The following is a 20,444-nucleotide window of genomic DNA, read 5'->3' as shown; positions in this document are numbered from 1 at the left end:
GGCAACCTGCCCCCATGATGAGCGGCCCGAGACGCTCCGCTGGCCGCTCATCGCTGCCCCTCCAGCTCGAACACGCTTCCGGTCCCGGCTGCGGCAACCTCGCGGGCGGCGGCGATGACGGCGATCCCGTCGGCGGTGAGGGCGTCGAGAGCCTCGTCCAGCAGCGCGCGCTCCTCGATGGACAGGCCGCTGTCGACGTCGTCGACCACGACCGCGGCCGGGGCGGCGACCCTGGCCAGGGTGATGCCGAGCAGGTGCCGGCCGAGGACGTCGAGGTCGCGGCCCAGCGTGCCGGGGTCCAGCGCCGGGTCGATGGCGACCGGGCGCCGCCTCCTGAAGGGACCGTCGAGCAGCAGCCGGCGCTCCTCGACGTGCTCGGCGACGGTCAGCGCGGGCTCCGGCTCGTGCACGCCGGGGACGTGCGCCAGGGCGATGACGCCCTCCCGCCGGACGGTGCCGGCGCTGGTCCTGAAGCAGCCGGCGAGGGCGAGCAGCAGCGACGTGCGGCCGCTGCCGGCCGGGCCGGTGACGGTGACCCGCTCCCCCGCCGCGACGTCGAGGTCGACGTCGCGGAACACCCAGCCGCGCCGGGTCCGGGCCCCGAGCCCGCGCGCTTCCACCACGCTCATGGCGGTCTCCTGACTTTAGACTGACCAGTCAGTCTAAAAACATTGCCGCGCGATGACGCAAATGGATGTGCCGGAGGTCTCAGATCCGGAAGCCCGCCACGAGGGTCCTGACCTCGTGCGACATGCGGGCGAGCTCCGCCGAGGTGCGCTGCGACTCGGCCACGCCCTCGGTCGTGACCTGGGCGGCTGCGGCGACCGAGCCGATGCTGGCGGCGATCTCGGTGATCCCGCCGGCCGCCTCGGCGACCCCGCGGTTCATCTCGCCGGTGGTCGCGGTCTGCTGCTCGACCGCGGACGCGATGGTCAGCTGGTAGTCGTTGATCTTCGCGATGATCTCGCCGATGTTGCGGATCGCGGTGACCGCGGTGTCGGTGTCGGCCTGGATGCCGGCGACGCGGCGGGAGATGTCCTCGGTGGCCCGGGCCGTCTCCTGGGCGAGGTCCTTGACCTCGGTCGCCACGACGGCGAAGCCCTTGCCGGCCTCCCCGGCGCGGGCCGCCTCGATCGTCGCGTTCAGGGCCAGGAGGTTGGTCTGCCCGGCGATCGACGCGATCGTCTTGACGACGTTGCCGATCTCGTGCGACGACTCGCCGAGCTTCGACACGGTGGCGTCGGTCGCCCGCGCCGCCGACACGGCCTCGCCGACGACGAGGGCGGCCTCGTTGGCGTTCTGCGAGATCTCCCGGATCGACAGGCTCATCTCCTGCGAGCCCGCCGACACGGTGTGCACGTTGCGGGTCACCTCGTCGGCGGCGCTCGCCACGACGGCGACCTGGTCGCTGGTCTGCGCGGCGCTCGCCGCGATCTGCGTGCTGGCCCCCGACAGCTGCTCGGCCGCGGCCGCAAGGGTCGACGAGGTCCGCCCCAGCGTCCGCACCGCCGCGCCCATGCTCTGGGTCGCCCGGTTGAGCGCGCCGGCCATCGCGCCGACCTCGTCGCGGGTGTCGAGGTCGAGCCGGCCGGTGAGGTCGCCGTCGGCCATCTGCGCCAGCACCCCGCCGACGAGGCGGATCGGCCCGACGATCCGGCGCACCGTGACCCAGCCGAGGGCCGCGGCGATCAGGCAGCCGGCGACGAGGCAGGCGACGATGACGCCGCGGCTGCTGGAGTACTGGTCCGCGTTGCGCTTCGCGGCCGCCGCCGCGGCGGTCCGCTCGTAGGCGGCGAGCCCGTCGAGGGCCTTGTTGGCGGCGTCGACCAGCGGTGCGGCCGCGCCCCGGAACGCCTGCTCGTACAGGGCGTCGTCGCTGGCGGCGGCCGCCTGGACGAGCCGCTCGTCGCGGACCTTGTGCAGGCCGGTGACGGCCTGCCGCAGCGCGGCGAGCAGCTGTTCCTGGGGACCGTGCATCCCGAGCGCCTGGTAGGCGTCGATGCCGTCCTGCAGCTCCTTCGCCGCGCCGAGGGCCCGCTGGCGCTGCGCCTCGGTGGCCGCCGGGGTCGTGGCGATCGCCATCATCGCCAGGCTGTTGATCTCGTCGTCGAGCGCGCCCTGAGTGGTGTTGAGCATGCTGGTCGGCAGCAGGTTGTCGCGGTAGATCGCGGTGGCGTTGGCGTTGGCGGTGCCCAGCGCGGCCAGCCCGGCCCAGGCGACCAGGCCGCCGGCGAGGAGCGCGACGGCCAGCGCCGCCGTGATCTTCACGCCGATCCGGATGTCGCCGAACCACCGGAGCGGCCCGCCCGCACGGCGGGGCGTCGTGTCCGTCATGGCACCTCATCGCAGAGAACCCGTTTGCCGTCCGTTCGGCCCGCGGCGCACCCACCTGAGCGAATTCAGCGCTCGAGACGGTGGGCGTCGACCATGTCGAGCAGCGCGCGGACCGCCGCGCTCGGACCGCGCTCGGAGGCCGTCGCCACCCCGAACGTCCAGCGCAGCCCCGCCCCGGCGACCGGCAGCGTCACCAGCCCGTCACCGGACCCCACCGCGAAGCGCGGGATGAGCGCCACCCCGAGGCCGTTGCGCACGTAGTCGGCGACGGTGGCGATGTCGGCGACCTCCAGCGCCACCCGCCGCTGCAGTCCCGCGGCGGCGAATCCCCGGTCGACCTCGGTCCGGTTGCCGTAGCCGGGCGGCGAGTCGACGAACGGCTCGTCGACCAGGTCGGCGAGGCTCACGGATGCCCTGCCGGCGTCGCTCACGGAAGCCTGGCCGGCGCCGCTCACGGAAGCCTGGCCGGCGTCGCTCACGGAAGCGTTGCCGGCAGGGCTCACGGAAGCCTTGCCGGCAGGAGGCACGGAAGCCGCACCCACAGGGGCCACGGAAGCCGTGCCGGCGGGACCCGGTGAAGCCCGGCCGGCGAGCCTGTGCCCGGCCGGCAGCACCGCGACGATCGGCTCGGCGACGAGGACCCGCACCGACAGGCCCGCCGGCGGGCGCCCGGCCAGCGACAGGAACGCGACGTCGAGCTCCCCGTCCAGCAGCGCCCGGGCCAGTCCCGCCGAGCCGGTCGGCGCCGCCCGCATCCGCAGGTCGACGCCCGGGTGCTCGGCGCGGAACTGGCCGAGCAGCCCCGGCAGGTCGACGAAGCCGACCGAGATCAGGGTGCCGATACGCACGGTGCCGCGCAGCCCGCCACGGACCTCGTCGACGGCGTCCCGGGCCGCCTGGGCCGCGTCGATCGTCGCCCGGGCCGCGGGCAGCAGTGCCATGCCGGCGTCGGTCAGCGCGACGCGCTGCGACGTGCGCTCGAACAGCGGCGTGCCGAGCTCCCGCTCCAGCGCCCGGATCGCGGCGGAGACCCCGGACTGCACCACCCGCAGCCGCTGGGCCGCGCGGGAGAAGTTGCGCTCCTCGGCGACGGTCACGAAGTACACCAGATGCCGCAGCTCCATCACCGATGATGATAGCTGCGAGCACGAACATTCGTCGCAGGTGCTCGACCTGCCGCGGCACAGTCGGGCCCATGACCAGTGTGCTGACCCGCCCCGCCCGACCGGCTCCGGCGGCTCCGTCGACGTCCCGCCACGAGCGGGGGTTCTGGACCGTCGCGGCGGCGTTCGCGGTGTCCCTGGCGTTCACCGTCGTGCCGACCCCGCTGTGGGCGATCTACCAGCGGCACGACGGCTACTCGACGATCGACGTCACGGTCGCGTTCGCCGCGTACGCGTTCGGCGTCATCGTCAGCCTGTTCCTCGCCGGCCACCTGTCGGACCTGTGGGGCCGACGCCGGATCCTGCTGCCGGCGATCCTGCTCGAGGCGGCGGCCGCCGCGCTGTTCCTGACCTCGACGTCGCTCGGCGTGGTCGTCACCGCCCGCGTCCTGTCCGGGCTCGGCGTCGGCATGCTCACCGCGACCGCCACCGCGCACCTGTCCGAGCTGCACGCCGCCGCCCGCCCGTCCGCCGGCCGGGCCCGGGCCGACCTGGTCGCGACCGTGGCGAACCTCGGCGGCTTCGCGGCCGGCCCGCTGCTGGCCGGCCTGCTCGCCCAATTCGGCCCCGCGCCGCTGCGCACCTCCTACGCGGTCTTCCTGGTGCTCCTGCTCGCGGCGGCGGCAGTGGTCGCCCGCGTCCCGGAGACGGTCTCCGCCGCGCCGCGCCCGCGCCGGTACCGCCCGCAGCGGATCTCTCCCCGCTACCTCGCCGCCGGCGGTGGCGCGTTCGCGGCGCTGTCGGTGCTGGGCCTGTTCACCTCGCTGGCGCCGGCCTTCGTCGCGGGCACCCTGCACCACCCGTCGCGGGCCCTCGCCGGCCTGGTCGCGGCGATGGTGTTCGCCAGCGGCGCCGCCACGCAGATCCTGCTGCGCCGCGAGCCGGTGCGCCGGCAGGTCGCCGGCGGCGTGGCGCTCATGGCCGCCGGCCTGCTGACGCTGACCGCCGGCGTGTGGGCGGCGAGCCTGCCGGTGTTCCTGCTCGGCGGCGCGGTCGCCGGCGGCGGCGCGGGCGCGCTGCTCAAGGGCGCGGTCTCCACGGTCGTCGACCTGGCGTCCCCGGCCACCCGCGGCGAGGCCTTGGCCGCGGTGTTCCTCGGCGGCTACCTCGGGCTCGCCGTGCCCGTCCTCGGCCTCGGCGTGGCGACGCAGTTCCTGCCGGCGAGGGTGGCGCTGCTGGGCTTCGCCGCCGTGACCGTCCTGGTCACCACCCTCGCCGGCGCCCGGCTGCTGCGCCGCTGAGCCGACGCCACGGCCTCCGCGACCCGGAAGCGCCACACACCGCCAACCGGATGGATCACGGCGACGCAGTTCCCGCCGGCGAGGATGGCGCTGCTGAGCTTCACCGAAGCGATCGTCCTGGCGGGCGGCCGCCGGCTACGCCGCTGAGCCGGAGGAGCCGCACAACGTCCTCGGGATCACGGCGCACCGGGCAGCTGGGTCAGGCCCGCCGTCCTGGACGCCTCCACCTGCCTGGCGAGGTCCTTGACGGCGGCGCTGGTGCCGTTGGTGATCTCGGAGCGGGCCAGGCTCGCCAGCTGATCCAGGTGCTCCCGCAGGCAGGCGGTGACCTTCCGGTCGAACTCGGTGCCGCCGGCCCCGCCGATCGCGGCCAGGCTGTCGGCGTCGACGAGGCCCGGCATCTTGTGCCCGGCGTGCGGGTTGGTCTCGTCCAGCCCGGCGCCGCGGCGCAGCGTCTTGAGCTGCTGGATCTCGCCGGCGTACCGGCTGCGCAGCTCACCGGCCAGCTGGACCAGCCGCGGGTCGGCGCCGCGCTCCTTCGCGAGGTCGAGGACCGGCAGCAGCTGCTCGTCCATCGGGATCATCAGCTGCACCCACGCGATGTCGGTGCCGCCGAAGTCGGTCGTGGCCGGCGCGCTGGCCGGCGCGGCCGGCGGCCGCTCGGGCGGGTCGCTCGCGCACGCGGACCCGAGGGCCAGGACGGGGACCAGGAGGAGGGCGAGCTTCGTGGCGGGGCGTGGTGGCACGGCCGGGCTCCCTTCGTCGGGGACCGATCCCGCGGCCGCGGCGGTCAGGGCGCCCAGAGCCCGGAGCGACCGGCCGCGACCGCGGGATCGATGCAACGGGACGGCGGCTCGCGCGGTCGTCCCGCCGGCGGCGACCCCAACCCGGTCGCCGTCGGTGACGTGCTGGTGGACCCTCCGGCCGGCCTGAACGGCACGGCCCGGACGGCGCACCTGGCCGGCACCGGTGGGCGCGGCGCGGGCCGGGAAACGGCACCGCGGGCCCGTCGGACGATCTTCGAGCAGCCCCCGCCTGGACGACCAACCCGAACAGCCTGTCCTACGGCGTCGGTCAGGTGACCCAGCCAACCCCCGTCGATCCGTTCGGATCGTGTGGCCGGCCACCTCGGCGCTGCTCCCCGCCGGCACCCGACCCGGCTGGAGAGCGCTCTCCGTAAAGGAAGTTTCCCGCTGGTACCGGGTGGTGTCAACAGCTTGCGACGGGTTGACGAAGAAGATCCGAACGGGCAGACTCGAACCATCTCGGAGAGCGCTCTCCAAGCGGTGGACTCCCGGGCTGTCACGCCCTTCCGGCAGCTCCCGGCGCGCGTCACTGACCAGAGTCGTGGCGCGCCCCGGTTACCGTCCGTCCGGGAGCAGCACCTGGTCCAGCGCGTGCGCGCCGATCGCCGCCATGGCCGGGTTGTCGGCGGAGCTCGCCGCGATGGCCGAGCCGATGCTCAGCGCCCAGCCCCGCGCCCGCCGCCACGTCGCGTCGTCCGTCGCATCCTCGAGCGGCGCCAGCGTGGCATAGGTCTGCCGGAACACGGCCCGCCCGGCGGCGTCGAACACCATCCAGGCGGCGGCGAGGTCGGTGGCGGGGTCGCCGGACGTCAGGTCGCCGAAGTCGATGAGCGCGGCAAGCCGGCCGTCGTCGCCGGCGAGCAGGTTCGCCGGGTGCGGGTCGGCGTGCAGCCACACCGGCGGGCCCGTCCACGGCGGCGCGGCGAGGGCCTCCTCCCAGGCCGCCGCGAGCCCGGCCGGGAAACCGCCGCCGGCGAGGCGCTCCCGCACCGGTTCGGTCCGGTCGCTCAGCGGCACGCCGCGGAAGGCGTTCGGCGGCGCGTCCGCGGGCGCGGGGACGTGCAGCGCGGCGAAGGTGTGGGCGAGGTCCGCGGCGAACGCGACCCGCTCCGCCACGGGCACCGCGGTGGCGGGGTGGCCGGGCAGCCACGGGTTGATGCTCCACGGCCACGGATACGACCCGGCCGGCTCCCCCACCGCCACCGGGACGGGGACCGGCACCGGCAGCCGCGGTGCCAGGCGCGACAGCCAGCGCTGCTCGTTGACCAGCAGCGGCACCGCGACGGCGCGCCGCGGCAGCCGCACCGACCAGGTGTCGCCCAGCCGGTAGACGGCGTTGTCCCAGCCGTTGGCGACCAGTCGCAGCGGGCCGTCGAAGTCCGGGTGCTGCGTGCGTACCAACGCCGCCACCAACGACTCGGAGACCGCCACCTCGGCCGCAGGAGTGCCGGCCGTCATGCGGACTGGCGGACGACGAGCTTCGGGTCGAAGATGACCGACTCGACGCGCAGGGAGGGATCGTCGATGCGGGCGAGGACCAGCCGGGCGCTCTCCGCCGCCATGTCCTCCAGGGGGTGCCGGACGGTGGTGAGCTGCGGCCGGGCGTCGAGCGCGGCGCTGCTGTCGTCGAAGCCGACGACCGCCACGTCGTCGGGGACCCGCAGCTCGCGGCCGCGCAGCGCCATCACGGCCGCCTGGGCCATGACGTCGTTGGCGACGAACACGCCGTCCAGCTCGGGCTGCTGGTCGAGCAGCTCCAGCAGGGCGGTCTCCCCCGACTCGTAGGTGAAGCCGCCCTCGACGGTGGGGAACCAGGCGTGCCCGTGCCGGGCGAGGGCCTGCCGGAAGCCGGTGAGCCGGTCCTGGCTGGCGGGGACGTGCGCCGGGCCGGTGATCATGCCGAGGCGGGTGCAGCCGCGGCCGATGAGGTGCTCGGCGGCCAGGACGCCGCCGGCGTCGTTGGCGAGGTCCACGTAGCTGATCGGCACCGGCTGGGCCGGGCGGCCGACGAGGGCCGCGGCGATCCCGGCCTCGTAGAGCTGGCGGGGCAGCGTGTCGTCGGGGTGCAGCGACAGCACGACCGCGCCGTCGGCCTGGCCCTGCCCGAGGTCGCCGACGAGCCGGCCGCGGGCCTCGTCGGTGCCGACGATCTGCAGCGCGAGCTGGATCCCCCGCGGGCGCAGGACCGACATGACGCCGCCGACGATCCGGCCGAAGAACGGGTCGGCGAAGAACCGGCGCATGAACGGGTCGTCGTCGTGGCTGACCGAGTCGGAGACGACGAGGGCGACGGTCCCGCTGCGGCGGGTGACGAGCGACCGGGCCGCGCGGTTGGGCACGTAGCCGGTGGCGTCGACGGCCTGCCACACGATCTCGTGCAGCTTCGGGTCGACGTTGCGAACACCGTTGATGACGCGCGAGACCGTCGCCCGGGAGACGCCGGCGGCTTCCGCGACGTCTTCAAGGGTGGGCTTGCGGGCCGAACGTGGATCGCTCATGGCCGGTTTTATAGCACGGAGCATGGAGAGCGCTCTCCACTACATAGCATGAAATTCGCTGAAAAATACAGACGAAAGGGCGGGCGGCAGACGCCGCCCGCCCGAATCGCGTGACTTACCGGTACACGCCGAACTCCCAGAGCGAGTACCCGTAGGTGGTGGCCCGGGCGGTGCCGTTCATGCGCACGTAGCGGGCGTTGCCGTTGACGTTGATCTCGTCGAAGCCGCCGTTGCCGGTGGTCGTCGAGTAGATCGTCGTCCAGTTGTTGTTGTCGTCCGAGGTCTGGATCTGGTAGCCGGTCGCGTACGCCGCCTCCCAGGCCAGGAAGACCTTGTTGAAGGTCTGCTTGCTGCCCAGGTCGACCGTGCACCACGCGGTGGCGACCCACTCCGACGCCCAGCGGGTGCCGTAGTTGTTGTCGGTCGCGTAGGACGGCAGCTGCGGGCCGTTGGTGCCGGTCGGCTGGTAGGTCGACGCGGTCACCGTCTTGCCCTGGGCGATGTTGGTGCCGGCGATGACCGGCGGGACGACCTTGAACGACTTCGTCTCGATGCCCACGTTGCCCTGGCCGTCGAACGCGTAGACGTACACCTTCCACACGCCGAGGGTCTCCGGAGCGGTCACCGTGAAGGTGGAGCCGTTCTGGGTGAAGTTGACGTTGCGGAAGCCGGTGTTCCCGGTGATGTGCTTGTCGCTGATCATCACGTTGTACCGGATGGTGTCGTTGTTCGGGTCGGTCGCGGCGACGTTGACGGTGAACGTGCCACCGGCCGGCACGGCGGTCTGGTTGCCGACCGTCATGCTGGTGATCTCCGGCGCCGTGTTCGCGAGGGGGGTGCCGGTGTACGCCTGCTTCAGCGCGCCGTACCCGAGCCGGCGCCAGCCGCCGCCGTAGGTGTTGAGCCAGACGCCACCGAAGTCGTTCTCCAGGCCGTAGTGGAACTCGGTCGCGCCGAGCGCCACGCCGGGGTGCCCCTTGATCGCGTTCCAGCTGGCCGTGTAGCCCGCCCGCTTCTGCAGGTCGGTCGGCTCGCTCGGCACGCCGTTGACGTCGTTGGGGACCTCCCACTCACCGGACGGGCCGGCCTCGGTGACCACGTACGGCTTGGTGTAGCCGCCGGCGATCCAGTCAGGCTTGATGTTGTTGATCGCGCCGTAGGAGTTGACCGCGAGCAGGTCCAGCGCCGGGGAGTTGTTCTTGTAGTACGGCCACGCGCCGGTGTACGCGTCGGTCGAGGTGACCGGGTGGTTCGGGTCGGCGGCGTGGATCGCGACCGCCAGTTCGTTGACGAACTTGGCGTACGCCACGCGGCGGGCCTCGACCGTCGCGGCGTCCAGGCCGTGGTCCTGCATGGTCAGGATGACCTCGTTGCCGACGTCCCACATCAGCACGCCCGGGTTGTTCTTGAGCGCGTTGACCCGGTTCACGACCTCGGTCTTGGTGGCGTTCTTGTACGCGGTGTCGTTGACGTAGTCGGCGCCCTGGTTGAGCCAGTGCCCGACGATCACCTTGATGCCCTGCTGCGCGGCCCGGTTGAGCAGGGTCGGGGTGTTCGCGTCGTCCACGCCCCAGGTGCGGATCGTGTTGACGCCCATGTTCTTCAGGTCCCGCATGTACCCGTCGGCGGCGGCCTGCGGCGGGCCGTAGGTGAGGCCCTTGACCTCGTACGGCTGGCCGTTGACCTGCAGCTGCCAGTTGCCCTGCGAGCCGGTGACCTTGACGACGCTCGGGCCGGCCGGGGTCGCCGGGTCGGTCATCGCGGCCGGCACGGTGCCGGTCTGCTTGGACACGGAGACGGAGTCCACGGACAGCACGCCGCCGGAGGTGGTGTCCGGGGTCGGGGTGGTGAAGCCGGCGATCGCGTTGGGCAGCGAGCCGCCGATGGACAGGTCGAGGCGCAGGTAGAAGCCGTGGTTGACGGCCGCGTTCCACGCGGTGACGCCGACCTGACTCTTGCGCACGATCCAGGACTGCTTGCCGTCGAGGTAGAAGCGGATCTCCTCGTCGGTCTTGGTCCGGTCGATGACCTGGGTGTACTCGTGGTAGCCGGTCTGGCAGCCGGTGCAGCTGGCCAGGCCCGAGGTGCGGCCGTTGTACTCGCCGCACGGCCCGTCGGGGGCGGTGCCGCAGTGCAGGGTCTGCGACAGCTGGCTGCGGCCGTTGACGTCCATCATGATGTCGGTCTCGCCGACGGACGGCCAGTTGGTGTAGTTGCCGCGGTAGGCGGCGCCGGTCGCCCGGAACGCCGGCCAGTAGCCGGCCGCGTTGGCGACGTCGGGCTGCTTGAGCACGGCGGTGAACTTGACCTGCTCGCCGGCCGCGGCCTGGAAGTCGGTCCGCTGGGTCTCCAGCCGACCCGAGGTCCACGCGCCGCCGCCGTCGCGGATCGCCTTGATGTTCAGCTTGCCGGCGCCGTCGAGGTACACGTTGGCGGTGGAGGCGCTGGCGGTCTCGACCTCACCGGTGCCCCAGTTCGCGGCGCCGCCGGGGAACTGGGTGCCGGTGCGCAGCAGCCAGTTGGCCGCGTTGGGCGAGGTGTTGGCGGCACCGTCGAAGTTGTCGCTCCACACCGGGGTCCAGTTGGGGTCCTGCGACGGCGGGGTGCTCGGCGACGGGCTGGTGCTGGTCGGCGGGGTGGTCGAGGTGCCGCCGCCGGTGGAGATCTTGAACTCCCACAGCGAGTACCCGTAGCCGCCGGGGCGGGCGGTGCCGTACATCCGCACGTACCGGCCGGCGCCGGTCACCGGGATCGTCTGGGTGCCGCCGGTGCCGGTGCTGGTGGTGTAGACGTCGGTCCAGCTGGTGGCGTTGTCGGAGACCTGGATCTGGAAGGCCTTGGCGTAGGCGCCCTCCCACTGCAGCACGACCTGGCAGATGTTCTGCTTGCTGCCGAGGTCGACCTGCAGCCACTGCGGGTCGCTGAACTGGCTGCTCCAGCGCGTGCCGGCGTCACCGTCGACCGCGGCGGAGGCCGGGGTGCCGGCGCCCTCGACGCTGGAGGCGGTGGCGGTCTTGCCCTGCGCGGCGTTGGTCCCGGTGTTGCACGTGCCCGGGTTGGTGGTGCCGTCCAGGGAGCCGTACACCTTGAACTCGTACAGCGAGTAGCCGTAGCCGGTGCCGCGCTCGGTGCCGCTCATGCGGATGTACCGGCCGGTGCCGGAGACGTTGAGCGTCTGCGTGCCGCCGGCGCCCGTCGTCGTGGTGTAGATGTCGGTCCAGGTGCTGTCGTTCGCCGACGTCTGGATCTTGAACGACTTGCCGTAGGCGCCTTCCCACTGCAGCACGACCTGGCTGATGGTGGCGGTGCCGCCGAGGTCGATGCGGATCCACTGCGGGTCGCTCCACTGGCTGCTCCAGCGGGTGCCGGCGTTGCCGTCGTTGACGAAGCTGGCGGCCACGTCGGGAGCCTGGTCCGACGACGACGTGACGGGCTTGCCCTGCGAGATCAGGCTGTCCGCGGCGCGCGCGAAGGGCGCGACCACGACAGCGATGGCTGCGACGACGGCGGCCACCAGGATGATGCGCCATCGCGAACTGAGCAGTCTCCGCCAGGCGGGGGCGGAAGCGTGTGCCGGATGCACGTGAGCTCCTTGCTGAGGGGTGTGGAGGCGCGGCGGGCGGTTTGGAGAGCGCTCTCCGATAGGTCGCAGTGTTGCCCCGTGGTTTCCCGCGTGTCAAGAGTGGCGGACTTCTTTGCGAGCAAATTGCCCGTTTTGCGAAGAAGCGCGCCACGCCGCACCTTGACACCCGTACACGCGACGTCGCAGTCTGGTCACACGGCTTGGAGAGCGCTCTCCAAGCCTCCAACTTGTCGCACGGGGAAAGTGGTGGTGGGTGTGAGCACGACAGCGGTGCGGACCGCGGCAGAGGTCCTGACGTTCCCGTCGAACTTCTGGTGGGGCGCGGCGACCGCCGCCTACCAGATCGAGGGCTCCGTGGACGCCGACGGCCGCACCCCGTCGATCTGGGACACCTTCGCCGCCCAGCCGGGCCGCATCGACAACGGCGACACCGGCGCCCGCGCCACCGGGCACTACGAGCGCTACCGGGGCGACGTCGCGCTGATGAAGGACCTCGGGCTGTCCGCGTACCGGTTCTCGATCGCGTGGCCGCGGATCCGCCCGGCCGGCGGGTCCGGCGTCAACGAGGCCGGCCTCGGCTTCTACGACCGGCTCGTCGACGAGCTGCTCGCCGCCGGCGTCCGGCCGACCGCGACGCTGTATCACTGGGACCTGCCGCAGGAGCTGGAGGACGCCGGCGGCTGGACCAACCGGGACACCGCGCTGCGCTTCGGCGACTACGCGGCGGCCGTCGCCGCGCGGCTGGGCGACCGGGTCGCGCTGTGGAACACGCTGAACGAGCCGTGGTGCTCGGCGTTCCTCGGATACGGCACCGGCGGACACGCGCCGGGCCGGCGCGGACACCTCAACGCGCTGGTCGCCACGCACCACCTGCTGCTGGCGCACGGGCTGGGGGTCGCGGCGCTACGGTCGGCGGGGGTCACCGGGCAGGTGTCGGTGGCGCTGAACGCCGGCGCGGTGCGCCCCTTCACCGACGCACCGGCGGACGTGGACGCCGCGCGGCGCATCGACGGCCTGCTGAACCGCATCTTCTTCGACCCGATCCTGCGCGGCGCGTACCCCACGGACACCATCGCCGACATCGCGGACATCACCGACATGCCGTACGTGCGGCCCGGCGACCTGGAGGTCGTGTCGCAGCCGGTCGACGCGGTGTGCGTCAACTACTACCAGCCGGACCTGGTCAGCGCCGCCACCGACGGGACGCTCGACGAGGGCACGCCCTACCCGACGGCGCAGCACGTCCGCTTCCACCCGACGCCGGGCCCGGTCACGCACATGGGCTGGTCCGTCGACCCGACCGGCCTGCGCGACCTGCTCCTGCGGATCCGCCGCGACTACGGCGACCGCCCGATCTACGTGACGGAGAACGGCGCCGCCTACGACGACCGCCCCACCGCTGACGGCGCGGTCCACGACCCCGAGCGCATCGCCTACCTGCGCGGCCACCTCGCGGCCGTCCATGAGGCCATCACCGCCGGCGTCGACCTCCGCGGCTACTTCGCGTGGTCCCTGCTGGACAACTTCGAGTGGGCGTTCGGCTTCAGCCGCCGGTTCGGCCTCATCCACGTCGACTACGACACGCTCGCCCGCACCGTGAAGTCCTCGGGCCGCTGGCTCGCCGAGTCCATCACCCGCAACGCCATCGACGCCCCCTGACCCCGTTTCCGTGATCCGGGAGGCCTCGGCGAGGTCTTCCGGATCAGGCGGTCGCGTTGCGGCGGACGCTGATGTAGAACGTCTCGATCCGGCGCACGACGTGCATCAGGCTGGCGAAGTCGACGGGCTTGGCGATATACGTGTCGACCCGCAGCTCGTGGCTGCGCAGGAAGTCCTCCTCCGCGCGGGAGCTGGTCAGCACCACGACGGGGATGTCGTTGAGCGCCGGGTCGGCGTGGATCGCGGCCAGCACCGCCCGGCCGTCGACGCCCGGCAGGTTGAGGTCCAGCAGCACGATGTCGGGGCGGGGCGCCGCGGCGTAGGCACCCTCCCGGCGCAGGAACCGCAGCGCGTCGGCGCCGTCGGCGCAGACCGTCAGCCGGTTGGACACCTTGTGGTCGGCGAACGCCTCGCGCGTGATGAGCACGTCGCCCGGGTCGTCCTCCACGAGCAGGATTTCGATCGGCACGCCGGCGGGCGAGTCGTCCACGGGTCCTCCCAACAGCATGTTCCGGCCCAACGATATCGTCCGGCACAAGACCGGCTACCGTCATACCGCCACTCAACGATGCGGAGATTGCCTGATGACGTTCCCGATCTCGACGTTCGATGGGCACACCGTGGTCCGGGCGGATGGCGAACTCGACGTCAGCACCGCGCCGCGGCTGCGCGAGGCGATCACGACCGCGCTCGACGAGGGCTCCGGCACGGTGATCGTCGACCTGACGACCGTCACGTTCATGGACTCCACCACCCTCGGCGTGCTGATCGGCGCCCACAACCGGGTCCGCGAGAGCGGCTCCGGCTCGCTGCGCCTGGTCTGCCCCGAGGAGCGGATCCGCCGGGTCTTCCGGATCACCGGGCTGGACAACGTCTTCCCGCTCTTCGACACCGTCCAGGACGCGGTGAACGCCGCCGGATGACCTGCGGGGCGCCTCCGTCTGGCACCATCGGGTCGTGGAACGTTGCGCTGCCTTCCGCGAGGCGCTGTCGGCCCGCCTCGACGGTGAGGACGAGCCGATCGAGGCCGCCCTCACCGACGCGCACCTGCGCCGCTGCGCCGGCTGCCGGGCCTGGCACGCCGACGCGGTGACGGCCACCCGGCTCTTCCGGGTCCAGCAGGTGCCCGCACAGCCGGCCGGCGTGGACGACCTCCTCGCCGCCCTCGACGCCCACGGCGTGCTTCCGGCGGCCGATGTACCCCCTGCGCCCGCCTCTGGGCTCCGCCGGCTCACTTCCTGGATTCGTGGCCGGATCGGCCGGGCCCGAGTCGTCCTGGCGCTGCGCGTGCTGCTCGGGGGCTTCGGGGCGGCCCAGTTCATGCTCGGCATCGCCCAGGTGACGACCGCCGCCACCGCCTCCGACCTGCACGGCGACGGCGCGGGCCACCTGTGGCACGAGTCGGCCGCCTGGAACGTCGCGATCGGCGCCGGCTTCGGCTGGATCGCCAGCCGCCGCGGCCGCCCCGCCGGCGCGCTGCCGATGCTGACGGCGTTCGTCGGGCTGCTCGCGCTGCTCAGCGTCAACGACCTGCTCGCCGGCCGGGTCGAGACGGAGCGGCTGCTGAGCCACGCGTTCGTCCTGGCGGGGTACGCGATCGTGATCGCCCTGACCCGTCCGGCCCTCGACCCGGGCTTCTTCGACGGCGGCTCCTCGACCTCGGGCTCCGGCGGCGCTTCGGGCGGCTCCGGCGGCGCTCGGGGCGGCGGCGCGCCGCGGCGGCCGCTGCGGATCGTGCCCGGGCAGGCGACCGCGCACGTCACTGACCGCGAAGCCGCCTGACGCTCACCTGACACTCACTGACACTCACCCGGGCGCCGTTCGCGGCGCCTGACGCCCATCCGACGCGTGTCGAGGCTCACCGCCCATTCAGCTGTGATGATCTTTCTGAATCGATACAGTAGACGTCAGAGAGACCAGACCAAGGAGAAGCCAGATGCCTGCACAGACCACGGCCAGCCGCGTCCGCAACGCCGTCACCAGCCGCTTCGAGGCCCGCCGCGCCCGCAGGGCCCTCGCCCGGGAGATCGCCGCCTACCGCACGCCCGCCGAGCGCCTCGAGCTCGACCTGATCCTCGGCCGCCACACCGCCGACGAGACCCGCGAGATCGACGAGATCCTCCGCGCCCAGGCCGCCGCCGAGCGCTCGACCTTCCAAGCCCTGCCGGTCGACCGCACCTAACGCCACCGCGGGCGGGAGCGGCACCACGCCGCTCCCGCCCGCCTTCGCGACCGCTGTACCTACCCGACCCGTTCTGTCGCTGGAACGCGGCGCTCACCGCAGTCGCGGCGCCGGGGCGTCGGGCGGGACGGTGCCGGCGACGACGCCGCGGGCCCAGGCCACGAGGCCGGGCGCGTCGATGCCGTGCGGGACGGGCATCTGGGCCTCGATGCGGTCGGCGGCGCGGGTCAGCAGGCGGTGGCCGCCGGTGGGGTTGCCGCGGTACAGGTGCGTCAGGCCGACGGCGAGCTGCGCCAGCCCGCGCCACAGCTCGCGGTCCTCGGCCGGGGCGCTCTTCCAGGCGGCCTCGAGGACCTCGTGGGCGTGAAACGGGCGGCCCGCGTCGAGCAGCTCCTGCGCCAGGGTCAGCGCGGCGTCGGGGGTGGCGTCGACGTCGTCGGGCATCGTCGGGATGCCCTGCGCGCCGCGCGGAAGGGGGCGGCCGAGGCCGTCGCGCGGGCGGGCGCTGCGGGCCCGGCCGGCATCGTCGCGATCACGATCCATATCCACCAACGTAGTGGTGCATGATGGACGGCGTGACGCAATGGGAGTATGCGCGGCTTGAGTATCGGGCGGCTGGGACGCTGGGCACGGACAAGTTCGAGGACTGGGACGCGGTGTTCCACCACCCGGGTGGGGTGCAGCGGTGGGGCACCGACGAGCGGTACAACGACCTGCGCCACCTCAACCGGGCAGGTGCGGAGGGCTGGCAGGCGTATGACCGCGCCGCGCTCGTCGTCGGGCAGCCGCACCGGCTCCACGCCGTCACCTACTCGCTCCGCCGGCCGATCCAGCGCTGAGTGCGGGCACTCCTCGCGACGCACTGGGGCCTGACCGGCGCCGAGGTCGTCGACCACCACGGCGGGATGAACTCACGCACATGGTTCGTGACCGCGGGCGGCACCCGGTACGTCGCGAAGTCCGCCGCCGGTGACTGGTTCCCCGGCGGCGTCCCCGTGCCGCTGCGCTACCGGCACGCGGTGCAGGCCGACTACTTCGCCCGCCGCATCGCCGGCGACGACCTGACCGGCATCGCGGACCCGGCGGAGAACGAGCAGGGCCTCGAGGACGCCCGCCGCGCGTTGCGCGCCTGACGCGTCAGATCATGCGCATGCACCAGACGGCTTTGCCGTCGGCGGTGGGCCGGGTGCCCCAGCGGTCGCACAGCGAGGAGACCAGCTGGAGGCCGCGGCCATGCTCGTCGTCCGGGGTCGGGCGCTGTTTGCGGGGCAGGTACGTCGCGGTGTCGTGCAGCTCGAGGACGACGTGGGTGCCGCCGTTGCGCAGGCGGAGCTGGATAGGCGGGCGGCCGTGCAGCACGGCGTTGGCGGCGAGCTCGCTGACGACGAGGACGAGGTCGTCGACGACGCGGGACGGGGCCTCCCAGCGGCGCAGGGTGGTGGCGACGAACTGGCGGGCGGTGCGCACGGCCCGCTCCTCGGCGGGGATGTCCTGGACGACGGACCGCTCCTCGCCGGGCTCGGCGACGACCCGGGCCAGCAGGACGGTGATGTCGTCGTCCGGGCCGTCGGGCAGCAGCGCGTCGACGAGCCGGTCCGGGACGTCGGCCAGCGGACCGGTCAGGGTGCTGACGTGGGCGGCGAGCGCGCCGATGCCCGTGTCGAGGTCGCGGTCGCGGTGCTCGACGAGACCGTCGGTGTAGAGGGTCAGCAGCGCCCCGACGGGCAGCTCGACGCGCTCCTCGCTCAGGGTCAGCGGGCCGGTGCCCAGCGGCGGGCCCGAGACGGTGAGCGGGCGCACGGTGCCGCCCGGTAGCAGGAGCAGCGGCGGCAGGTGGCCGGCGTTGGCATACGTGAGGCTGCGCTCGCCCGGGTCGTACACCGCGTAGACCACCGTGACGATCTGGTCCTCGCGCAGGTCGCGCACGACGCCGTCGAGGAACTCCAGGACGTCCGCGGGCGGCAGGTCGAGCCGGGCGTAGGCACGGACCGCGGCCCGCAGCTGGCCCATCACGGCGGCCGCCGGGACCCCGCGGCCCATGACGTCGCCCATGACGAGGGCGGTGCGGTCGGCGCCGAGCTCGATGACGTCGTACCAGTCGCCGCCGACCTGCGTGCCGGCGACGCCGGGCCGGTAGTAGGTGGCGACCTCGAGGTGCTCGGGATCGAACGTGAGCGGCGGCATGAGGCTGCGCTGCAGCTCGTCGGCGATGCGGTGCTCGCGCGCGGCGGCCTCCTGCAGGCCGCTGGCGGCGGCGAGGGCCTGCTCGGCGCGGCGCTGCTCGGTGATGTCCTGGTTGGAGCCGCGCAGCCGGACCGGGGCACCGGTCGCGTCGAGCTCCAGCTCGCCGATGGTGCGGAAGACGCGCAGCGAGCCGTCGGGCTGAAACACCCGGGCCTCGTAGTCCAGCGGCTCGCCGGCGATCGCGGCCGCCATCGCCGCGTCGACGAGCTCGCGGTCGTCGGGGTGCAGCAGCGCGTTGGTCGCCTCGCGGGCGGCGGGGTCGAGCAGCTCGGCGGCGGTCATGCCCATCTGCCGCAGGAACTCCTCCGAGCCGTGGACGTCGCCGGTGGCGAGGTCGAGCTCCCAGCTGCCGACGGACGCGAGGCGCTGCGCCTGGTCCAGCAGCTCCCGGCTGCGCTGCAGCTCGTCGCGGGTGCGCCGGACCCGGTCGAACTCGAGGTTGGCCCGGACCCTGGCGCGCAGCTCCCGCGGCGAGAACGGCTTGATGAGGTAGTCGTCGGCGCCCGCGTCGAGGCCTTCGACGGTCGCCTCGTCGCCGGCCCGCGCCGACAGCATGACGACCGGCAGGAGCGCCGCGGTGCTGTCGGCGCGCAGGGCGGCGACGAGGCCGAAGCCGTCGAGCTCGGGCATCATGACGTCGGTGAGGATGAGGTCAGGCCGGGTGTCGCGCAGCAGGCGCAGCGCCGCCATGCCGTCGGACGCCTCGACGATCTGGTAGTCGGCCTCGAGGATGGTGCGGATGTAGTCCCGCATGTCGCTGTTGTCGTCGACGACCATGACCGTCGGCGCCGTCGAGTGCACCGGCGTGGCGGACGGCGGCGCGGGGACCATCCACCGCTCGACCTCCGCCAGGAACCCGGGCACGACCCGGTCCGCCGCCGACTTCCGGTCGGCCGCGTCATGCGCGCCACCGGCGGCACCATCGGCGGCGTCGGCAGCGTCGGCAGCGCTCTCAAGAGCGGTGCCGGAAGCGGTGTCCGGCGCGGTGCCGGCGGCAGGGTCGGGGGCGAACGGGAGCCTGACGGTGAACGTGCTGCCGGCGCCGGGCGCGCTGTGGACGCCCGCGGTGCCGCCGTGCAGGGCGGCGAGCTCCGCGACCAGGGCGAGGCCGATGCCGGAGCCCTCGTGGGTGCGGGAAGGGGTGCCCATGATGCGGTGGAAGCGGTCGAAGAGGTTGGCCTGGTCGGCGGGGTCGATGCCGACGCCCGTGTCGGTGACGCTGAGCTCGGCGGCGCCGCCGACCTCGGCGACCCGGATGGTGATCGAGCCGTCGAACGTGAACTTCAGCGCGTTGGACAGCAGGTTCAGCGTGATCTTCGCCCACATCTCCGGGTCGGCGAGGACGGGCCGGGGCAGCGGCGGGCAGTCGATGACGAGGTGCAGGCCGGCGCGCTGGGCGGCGGTGTCGAACATCGCGGCCAGCTCGGCGGTGGCGGCGGCCAGGTCGAGCGGCTCGAAGCGCGGCTCGACCTTGCCCGACTCCAGCTGCGAGAAGTCCAGCAGCGTGTTCACGAGCTTCAGCAGCCGCTCGGCGTTGCGGTGCACGACCTCGACCCGCTCGCGCTGGCCCGGCGGCAGCGGCGTGGCCTGGTCGGTGAGGGCGTCCTCGGTCGGGCCGAGCAGCAGCGTCAGCGGCGTGCGGAGCTCGTGGCTGACGTTGGTGAAGAACGCCGTCTTCGCCCGGTCCAGCTCGGCGAGGGACTCGGCGCGGCGGCGCTCGGCCGCGTAGGAGCGGGCGGTGCCGATCCTCGCCGCGAGCTGCCCGGCGATGAGGTCGACGAAGCCTGCGTACGCGGAGTCGAACGGGCGGTAGCGGTTGAGCCCGACGACCAGGAAGCCGTACGGGCGGCCGCCGCCAGGCTTCGGCAGCGGGACGAGGCGCGCCTCGGTCGGCGGCTCGTCCCACGCGCCGGTCGGCAGGTCGGTGTAGCCGCCGAGGGTCAGCGGGGCGCCCCGGGCGAGCTCCGCCACGGGCCAGAACGGCCCGGCGTCAGGGTCGAGCACCGCGGGCGCCGCGGGCGCGCCGGGCTGCACGCCGGTGCCGCAGGCGAGGTGGGCGGTGTCGGCGTCGTCGGCGAAGAGGTACGTGAGGGTGAAGGGCAGATCGTCGGCGCGGGCCCCGAGGTGCCGGACCACGGCGTGGAAGAGGCCCTCCTCGCCGTCGCCGGCGCCGTCGCCGGCGGTGTCGGTGCCGAGGTCGCGCAGGGTCGTCATGCGGCGCTCGCTGATGACGCGGTCGGTGTCCTCGCTGACCACGCACAGCATCCCGGCGATGACCCCGTCGTCGTCGGTGAGCGGGCTGTAGGAGAAGGTGTGGTAGGTCTCCTCGGTGTAGCCGCTGCGGCTGAGGAACAGGCGCAGCGCCTCGTCCCAGGTCGCGTTGCCGGTCTGCATGACGGCGGCGATCCGCGGGCCGATCTCGGGCCAGATCTCGGCCCACACGTCTCGGGCCGGCTTGCCCAGGGCCCACGGGTACTTCTTGCCGAGGGTGTCGCGCCGGTAGGCGTCGTTGCAGAAGAACGTGAGCTCGGGGCCCCACGCCATCCACATCGAGAACCGGGAGCCGAGCAGGATCCGCACGACCGAGCGAAGGCTCTGCGGCCAGCTCGCGGGCTCACCCAGCGGGGTCGCCGCCCAGTCGACCGCGCCGAGGTCGCGGCTCACCTCGGAATCGTCGGACGTCGACCAGGCCGCCTCACCCACCCGACCAGCGTACGCAGAGAACGGGGCTCGT

General features: G+C 73.4%; 17 protein-coding genes. 7 read left to right on the top strand and 10 right to left on the bottom strand.

The window, feature by feature from the left end; translation table 11 throughout:
* Nucleotides 1-47: 47 nt before the first annotated feature.
* The 3 genes from AB0I21_RS13300 to AB0I21_RS13290 form a co-directional block, all read right to left on the bottom strand.
* Nucleotides 48-629, bottom strand: coding sequence for an ATP-binding cassette domain-containing protein (locus tag AB0I21_RS13300; RefSeq protein ID WP_360560885.1), 582 nt, complete (start codon nt 627-629; stop codon nt 48-50).
* 79 nt (nt 630-708) lie between these two features.
* Entirely contained in the window at nt 709-2,334 is a 1,626-nt protein-coding gene (locus AB0I21_RS13295) for a methyl-accepting chemotaxis protein (RefSeq protein ID WP_360560883.1), read from the bottom strand.
* 65 nt (nt 2,335-2,399) lie between these two features.
* A complete protein-coding gene (locus AB0I21_RS13290) occupies nt 2,400-3,458 on the bottom strand; it encodes a LysR substrate-binding domain-containing protein (RefSeq protein WP_360560881.1) in 1,059 nt (352 codons plus the stop codon).
* A 71-nt stretch (nt 3,459-3,529) separates the two neighbouring features.
* Between AB0I21_RS13290 and AB0I21_RS13285 the strand changes: the two genes are divergently transcribed.
* Nucleotides 3,530-4,738: an MFS transporter gene (locus tag AB0I21_RS13285; protein ID WP_360560879.1), complete on the top strand. Its 1,209-nt coding sequence runs from the start codon at nt 3,530-3,532 to the stop codon at nt 4,736-4,738.
* 176 nt (nt 4,739-4,914) lie between these two features.
* Here the strand turns inward: AB0I21_RS13285 and AB0I21_RS13280 are convergent, their stop codons facing one another.
* The 4 genes from AB0I21_RS13280 to AB0I21_RS13265 form a co-directional block, all read right to left on the bottom strand.
* The gene (locus tag AB0I21_RS13280; protein ID WP_360560877.1) at nt 4,915-5,484 is read right to left on the bottom strand and encodes a DUF305 domain-containing protein; all 570 of its coding nucleotides are present in this window, start codon (nt 5,482-5,484) and stop codon (nt 4,915-4,917) included.
* Nucleotides 5,485-6,099: 615 nt separating this feature from the next.
* Entirely contained in the window at nt 6,100-7,002 is a 903-nt protein-coding gene (locus AB0I21_RS13275) for an aminoglycoside phosphotransferase family protein (RefSeq protein ID WP_360560875.1), read from the bottom strand.
* Nucleotides 6,999-8,042: a LacI family DNA-binding transcriptional regulator gene (locus AB0I21_RS13270; protein ID WP_344504372.1), complete on the bottom strand. Its 1,044-nt coding sequence runs from the start codon at nt 8,040-8,042 to the stop codon at nt 6,999-7,001. Before AB0I21_RS13270 ends, AB0I21_RS13275 begins: the two co-directional genes overlap by 4 nt.
* Before the next feature lie 115 nt (nt 8,043-8,157).
* On the bottom strand, nt 8,158-11,625 hold the full coding sequence (locus AB0I21_RS13265) for a discoidin domain-containing protein (protein WP_360560873.1): 3,468 nt from the start codon (nt 11,623-11,625) through the stop codon (nt 8,158-8,160).
* 255 nt (nt 11,626-11,880) lie between these two features.
* On the opposite strand from AB0I21_RS13265, the gene AB0I21_RS13260 reads away from it, so the two are divergent.
* Nucleotides 11,881-13,284: a GH1 family beta-glucosidase gene (locus AB0I21_RS13260; RefSeq protein ID WP_360560871.1), complete on the top strand. Its 1,404-nt coding sequence runs from the start codon at nt 11,881-11,883 to the stop codon at nt 13,282-13,284.
* 43 nt (nt 13,285-13,327) lie between these two features.
* Here the strand turns inward: AB0I21_RS13260 and AB0I21_RS13255 are convergent, their stop codons facing one another.
* On the bottom strand, nt 13,328-13,774 hold the full coding sequence (locus AB0I21_RS13255) for a response regulator (RefSeq protein WP_360560869.1): 447 nt from the start codon (nt 13,772-13,774) through the stop codon (nt 13,328-13,330).
* Between the two features lie 94 nt (nt 13,775-13,868).
* Here AB0I21_RS13255 and AB0I21_RS13250 point away from each other — a divergent pair, with 94 nt between their 5' ends.
* The 3 genes from AB0I21_RS13250 to AB0I21_RS13240 all read left to right on the top strand — a co-directional run bounded on the left by AB0I21_RS13250 (nt 13,869) and on the right by AB0I21_RS13240 (nt 15,466).
* The gene (locus AB0I21_RS13250; RefSeq protein WP_360560867.1) at nt 13,869-14,207 is read left to right on the top strand and encodes an STAS domain-containing protein; all 339 of its coding nucleotides are present in this window, start codon (nt 13,869-13,871) and stop codon (nt 14,205-14,207) included.
* A 34-nt stretch (nt 14,208-14,241) separates the two neighbouring features.
* On the top strand, nt 14,242-15,066 hold the full coding sequence (locus tag AB0I21_RS13245) for a zf-HC2 domain-containing protein (protein WP_360560865.1): 825 nt from the start codon (nt 14,242-14,244) through the stop codon (nt 15,064-15,066).
* 154 nt (nt 15,067-15,220) lie between these two features.
* Complete coding sequence (locus AB0I21_RS13240) at nt 15,221-15,466, top strand: hypothetical protein (protein ID WP_360560863.1); 246 nt, start codon at nt 15,221-15,223, stop codon at nt 15,464-15,466.
* Nucleotides 15,467-15,559: 93 nt separating this feature from the next.
* Here the strand turns inward: AB0I21_RS13240 and AB0I21_RS13235 are convergent, their stop codons facing one another.
* On the bottom strand, nt 15,560-16,009 hold the full coding sequence (locus AB0I21_RS13235) for a DUF309 domain-containing protein (RefSeq protein ID WP_360560861.1): 450 nt from the start codon (nt 16,007-16,009) through the stop codon (nt 15,560-15,562).
* A gap of 32 nt (nt 16,010-16,041) precedes the next feature.
* On the opposite strand from AB0I21_RS13235, the gene AB0I21_RS13230 reads away from it, so the two are divergent.
* Nucleotides 16,042-16,305 (top strand): hypothetical protein, encoded by a 264-nt coding sequence (locus AB0I21_RS13230; protein WP_344504361.1) that lies wholly within the window; start codon nt 16,042-16,044, stop codon nt 16,303-16,305.
* Nucleotides 16,306-16,599: a hypothetical protein gene (locus AB0I21_RS13225; protein ID WP_360560859.1), complete on the top strand. Its 294-nt coding sequence runs from the start codon at nt 16,306-16,308 to the stop codon at nt 16,597-16,599. It begins immediately after the preceding gene.
* A 4-nt stretch (nt 16,600-16,603) separates the two neighbouring features.
* On the opposite strand, the gene AB0I21_RS13220 is transcribed toward AB0I21_RS13225, so the two are convergent.
* Nucleotides 16,604-20,413, bottom strand: coding sequence for a SpoIIE family protein phosphatase (locus AB0I21_RS13220; protein ID WP_360560857.1), 3,810 nt, complete (start codon nt 20,411-20,413; stop codon nt 16,604-16,606).
* Nucleotides 20,414-20,444: the final 31 nt, after the last annotated feature.

It is taken from the genome of Dactylosporangium sp. NPDC050588, assembly GCF_040654975.1.
Lineage (GTDB): Bacteria > Actinomycetota > Actinomycetes > Mycobacteriales > Micromonosporaceae > Dactylosporangium > Dactylosporangium maewongense.
This window is presented reverse-complemented; position numbering and strand designations above follow the sequence as displayed.

Coding starts and splice junctions, on each gene's coding strand:
- AB0I21_RS13295 (WP_360560883.1), bottom strand. CDS start 2,334: ATGACGGACACGACGCCCCGCCGTGCGGGCGGGCCGCTCCGGTGGTTC.
- AB0I21_RS13250 (WP_360560867.1), top strand. CDS start 13,869: ATGACGTTCCCGATCTCGACGTTCGATGGGCACACCGTGGTCCGGGCG.
- AB0I21_RS13270 (WP_344504372.1), bottom strand. CDS start 8,042: ATGAGCGATCCACGTTCGGCCCGCAAGCCCACCCTTGAAGACGTCGCG.
- AB0I21_RS13235 (WP_360560861.1), bottom strand. CDS start 16,009: ATGGATCGTGATCGCGACGATGCCGGCCGGGCCCGCAGCGCCCGCCCG.
- AB0I21_RS13275 (WP_360560875.1), bottom strand. CDS start 7,002: ATGACGGCCGGCACTCCTGCGGCCGAGGTGGCGGTCTCCGAGTCGTTG.
- AB0I21_RS13285 (WP_360560879.1), top strand. CDS start 3,530: ATGACCAGTGTGCTGACCCGCCCCGCCCGACCGGCTCCGGCGGCTCCG.
- AB0I21_RS13290 (WP_360560881.1), bottom strand. CDS start 3,458: ATGGAGCTGCGGCATCTGGTGTACTTCGTGACCGTCGCCGAGGAGCGC.
- AB0I21_RS13240 (WP_360560863.1), top strand. CDS start 15,221: ATGCCTGCACAGACCACGGCCAGCCGCGTCCGCAACGCCGTCACCAGC.
- AB0I21_RS13300 (WP_360560885.1), bottom strand. CDS start 629: ATGAGCGTGGTGGAAGCGCGCGGGCTCGGGGCCCGGACCCGGCGCGGC.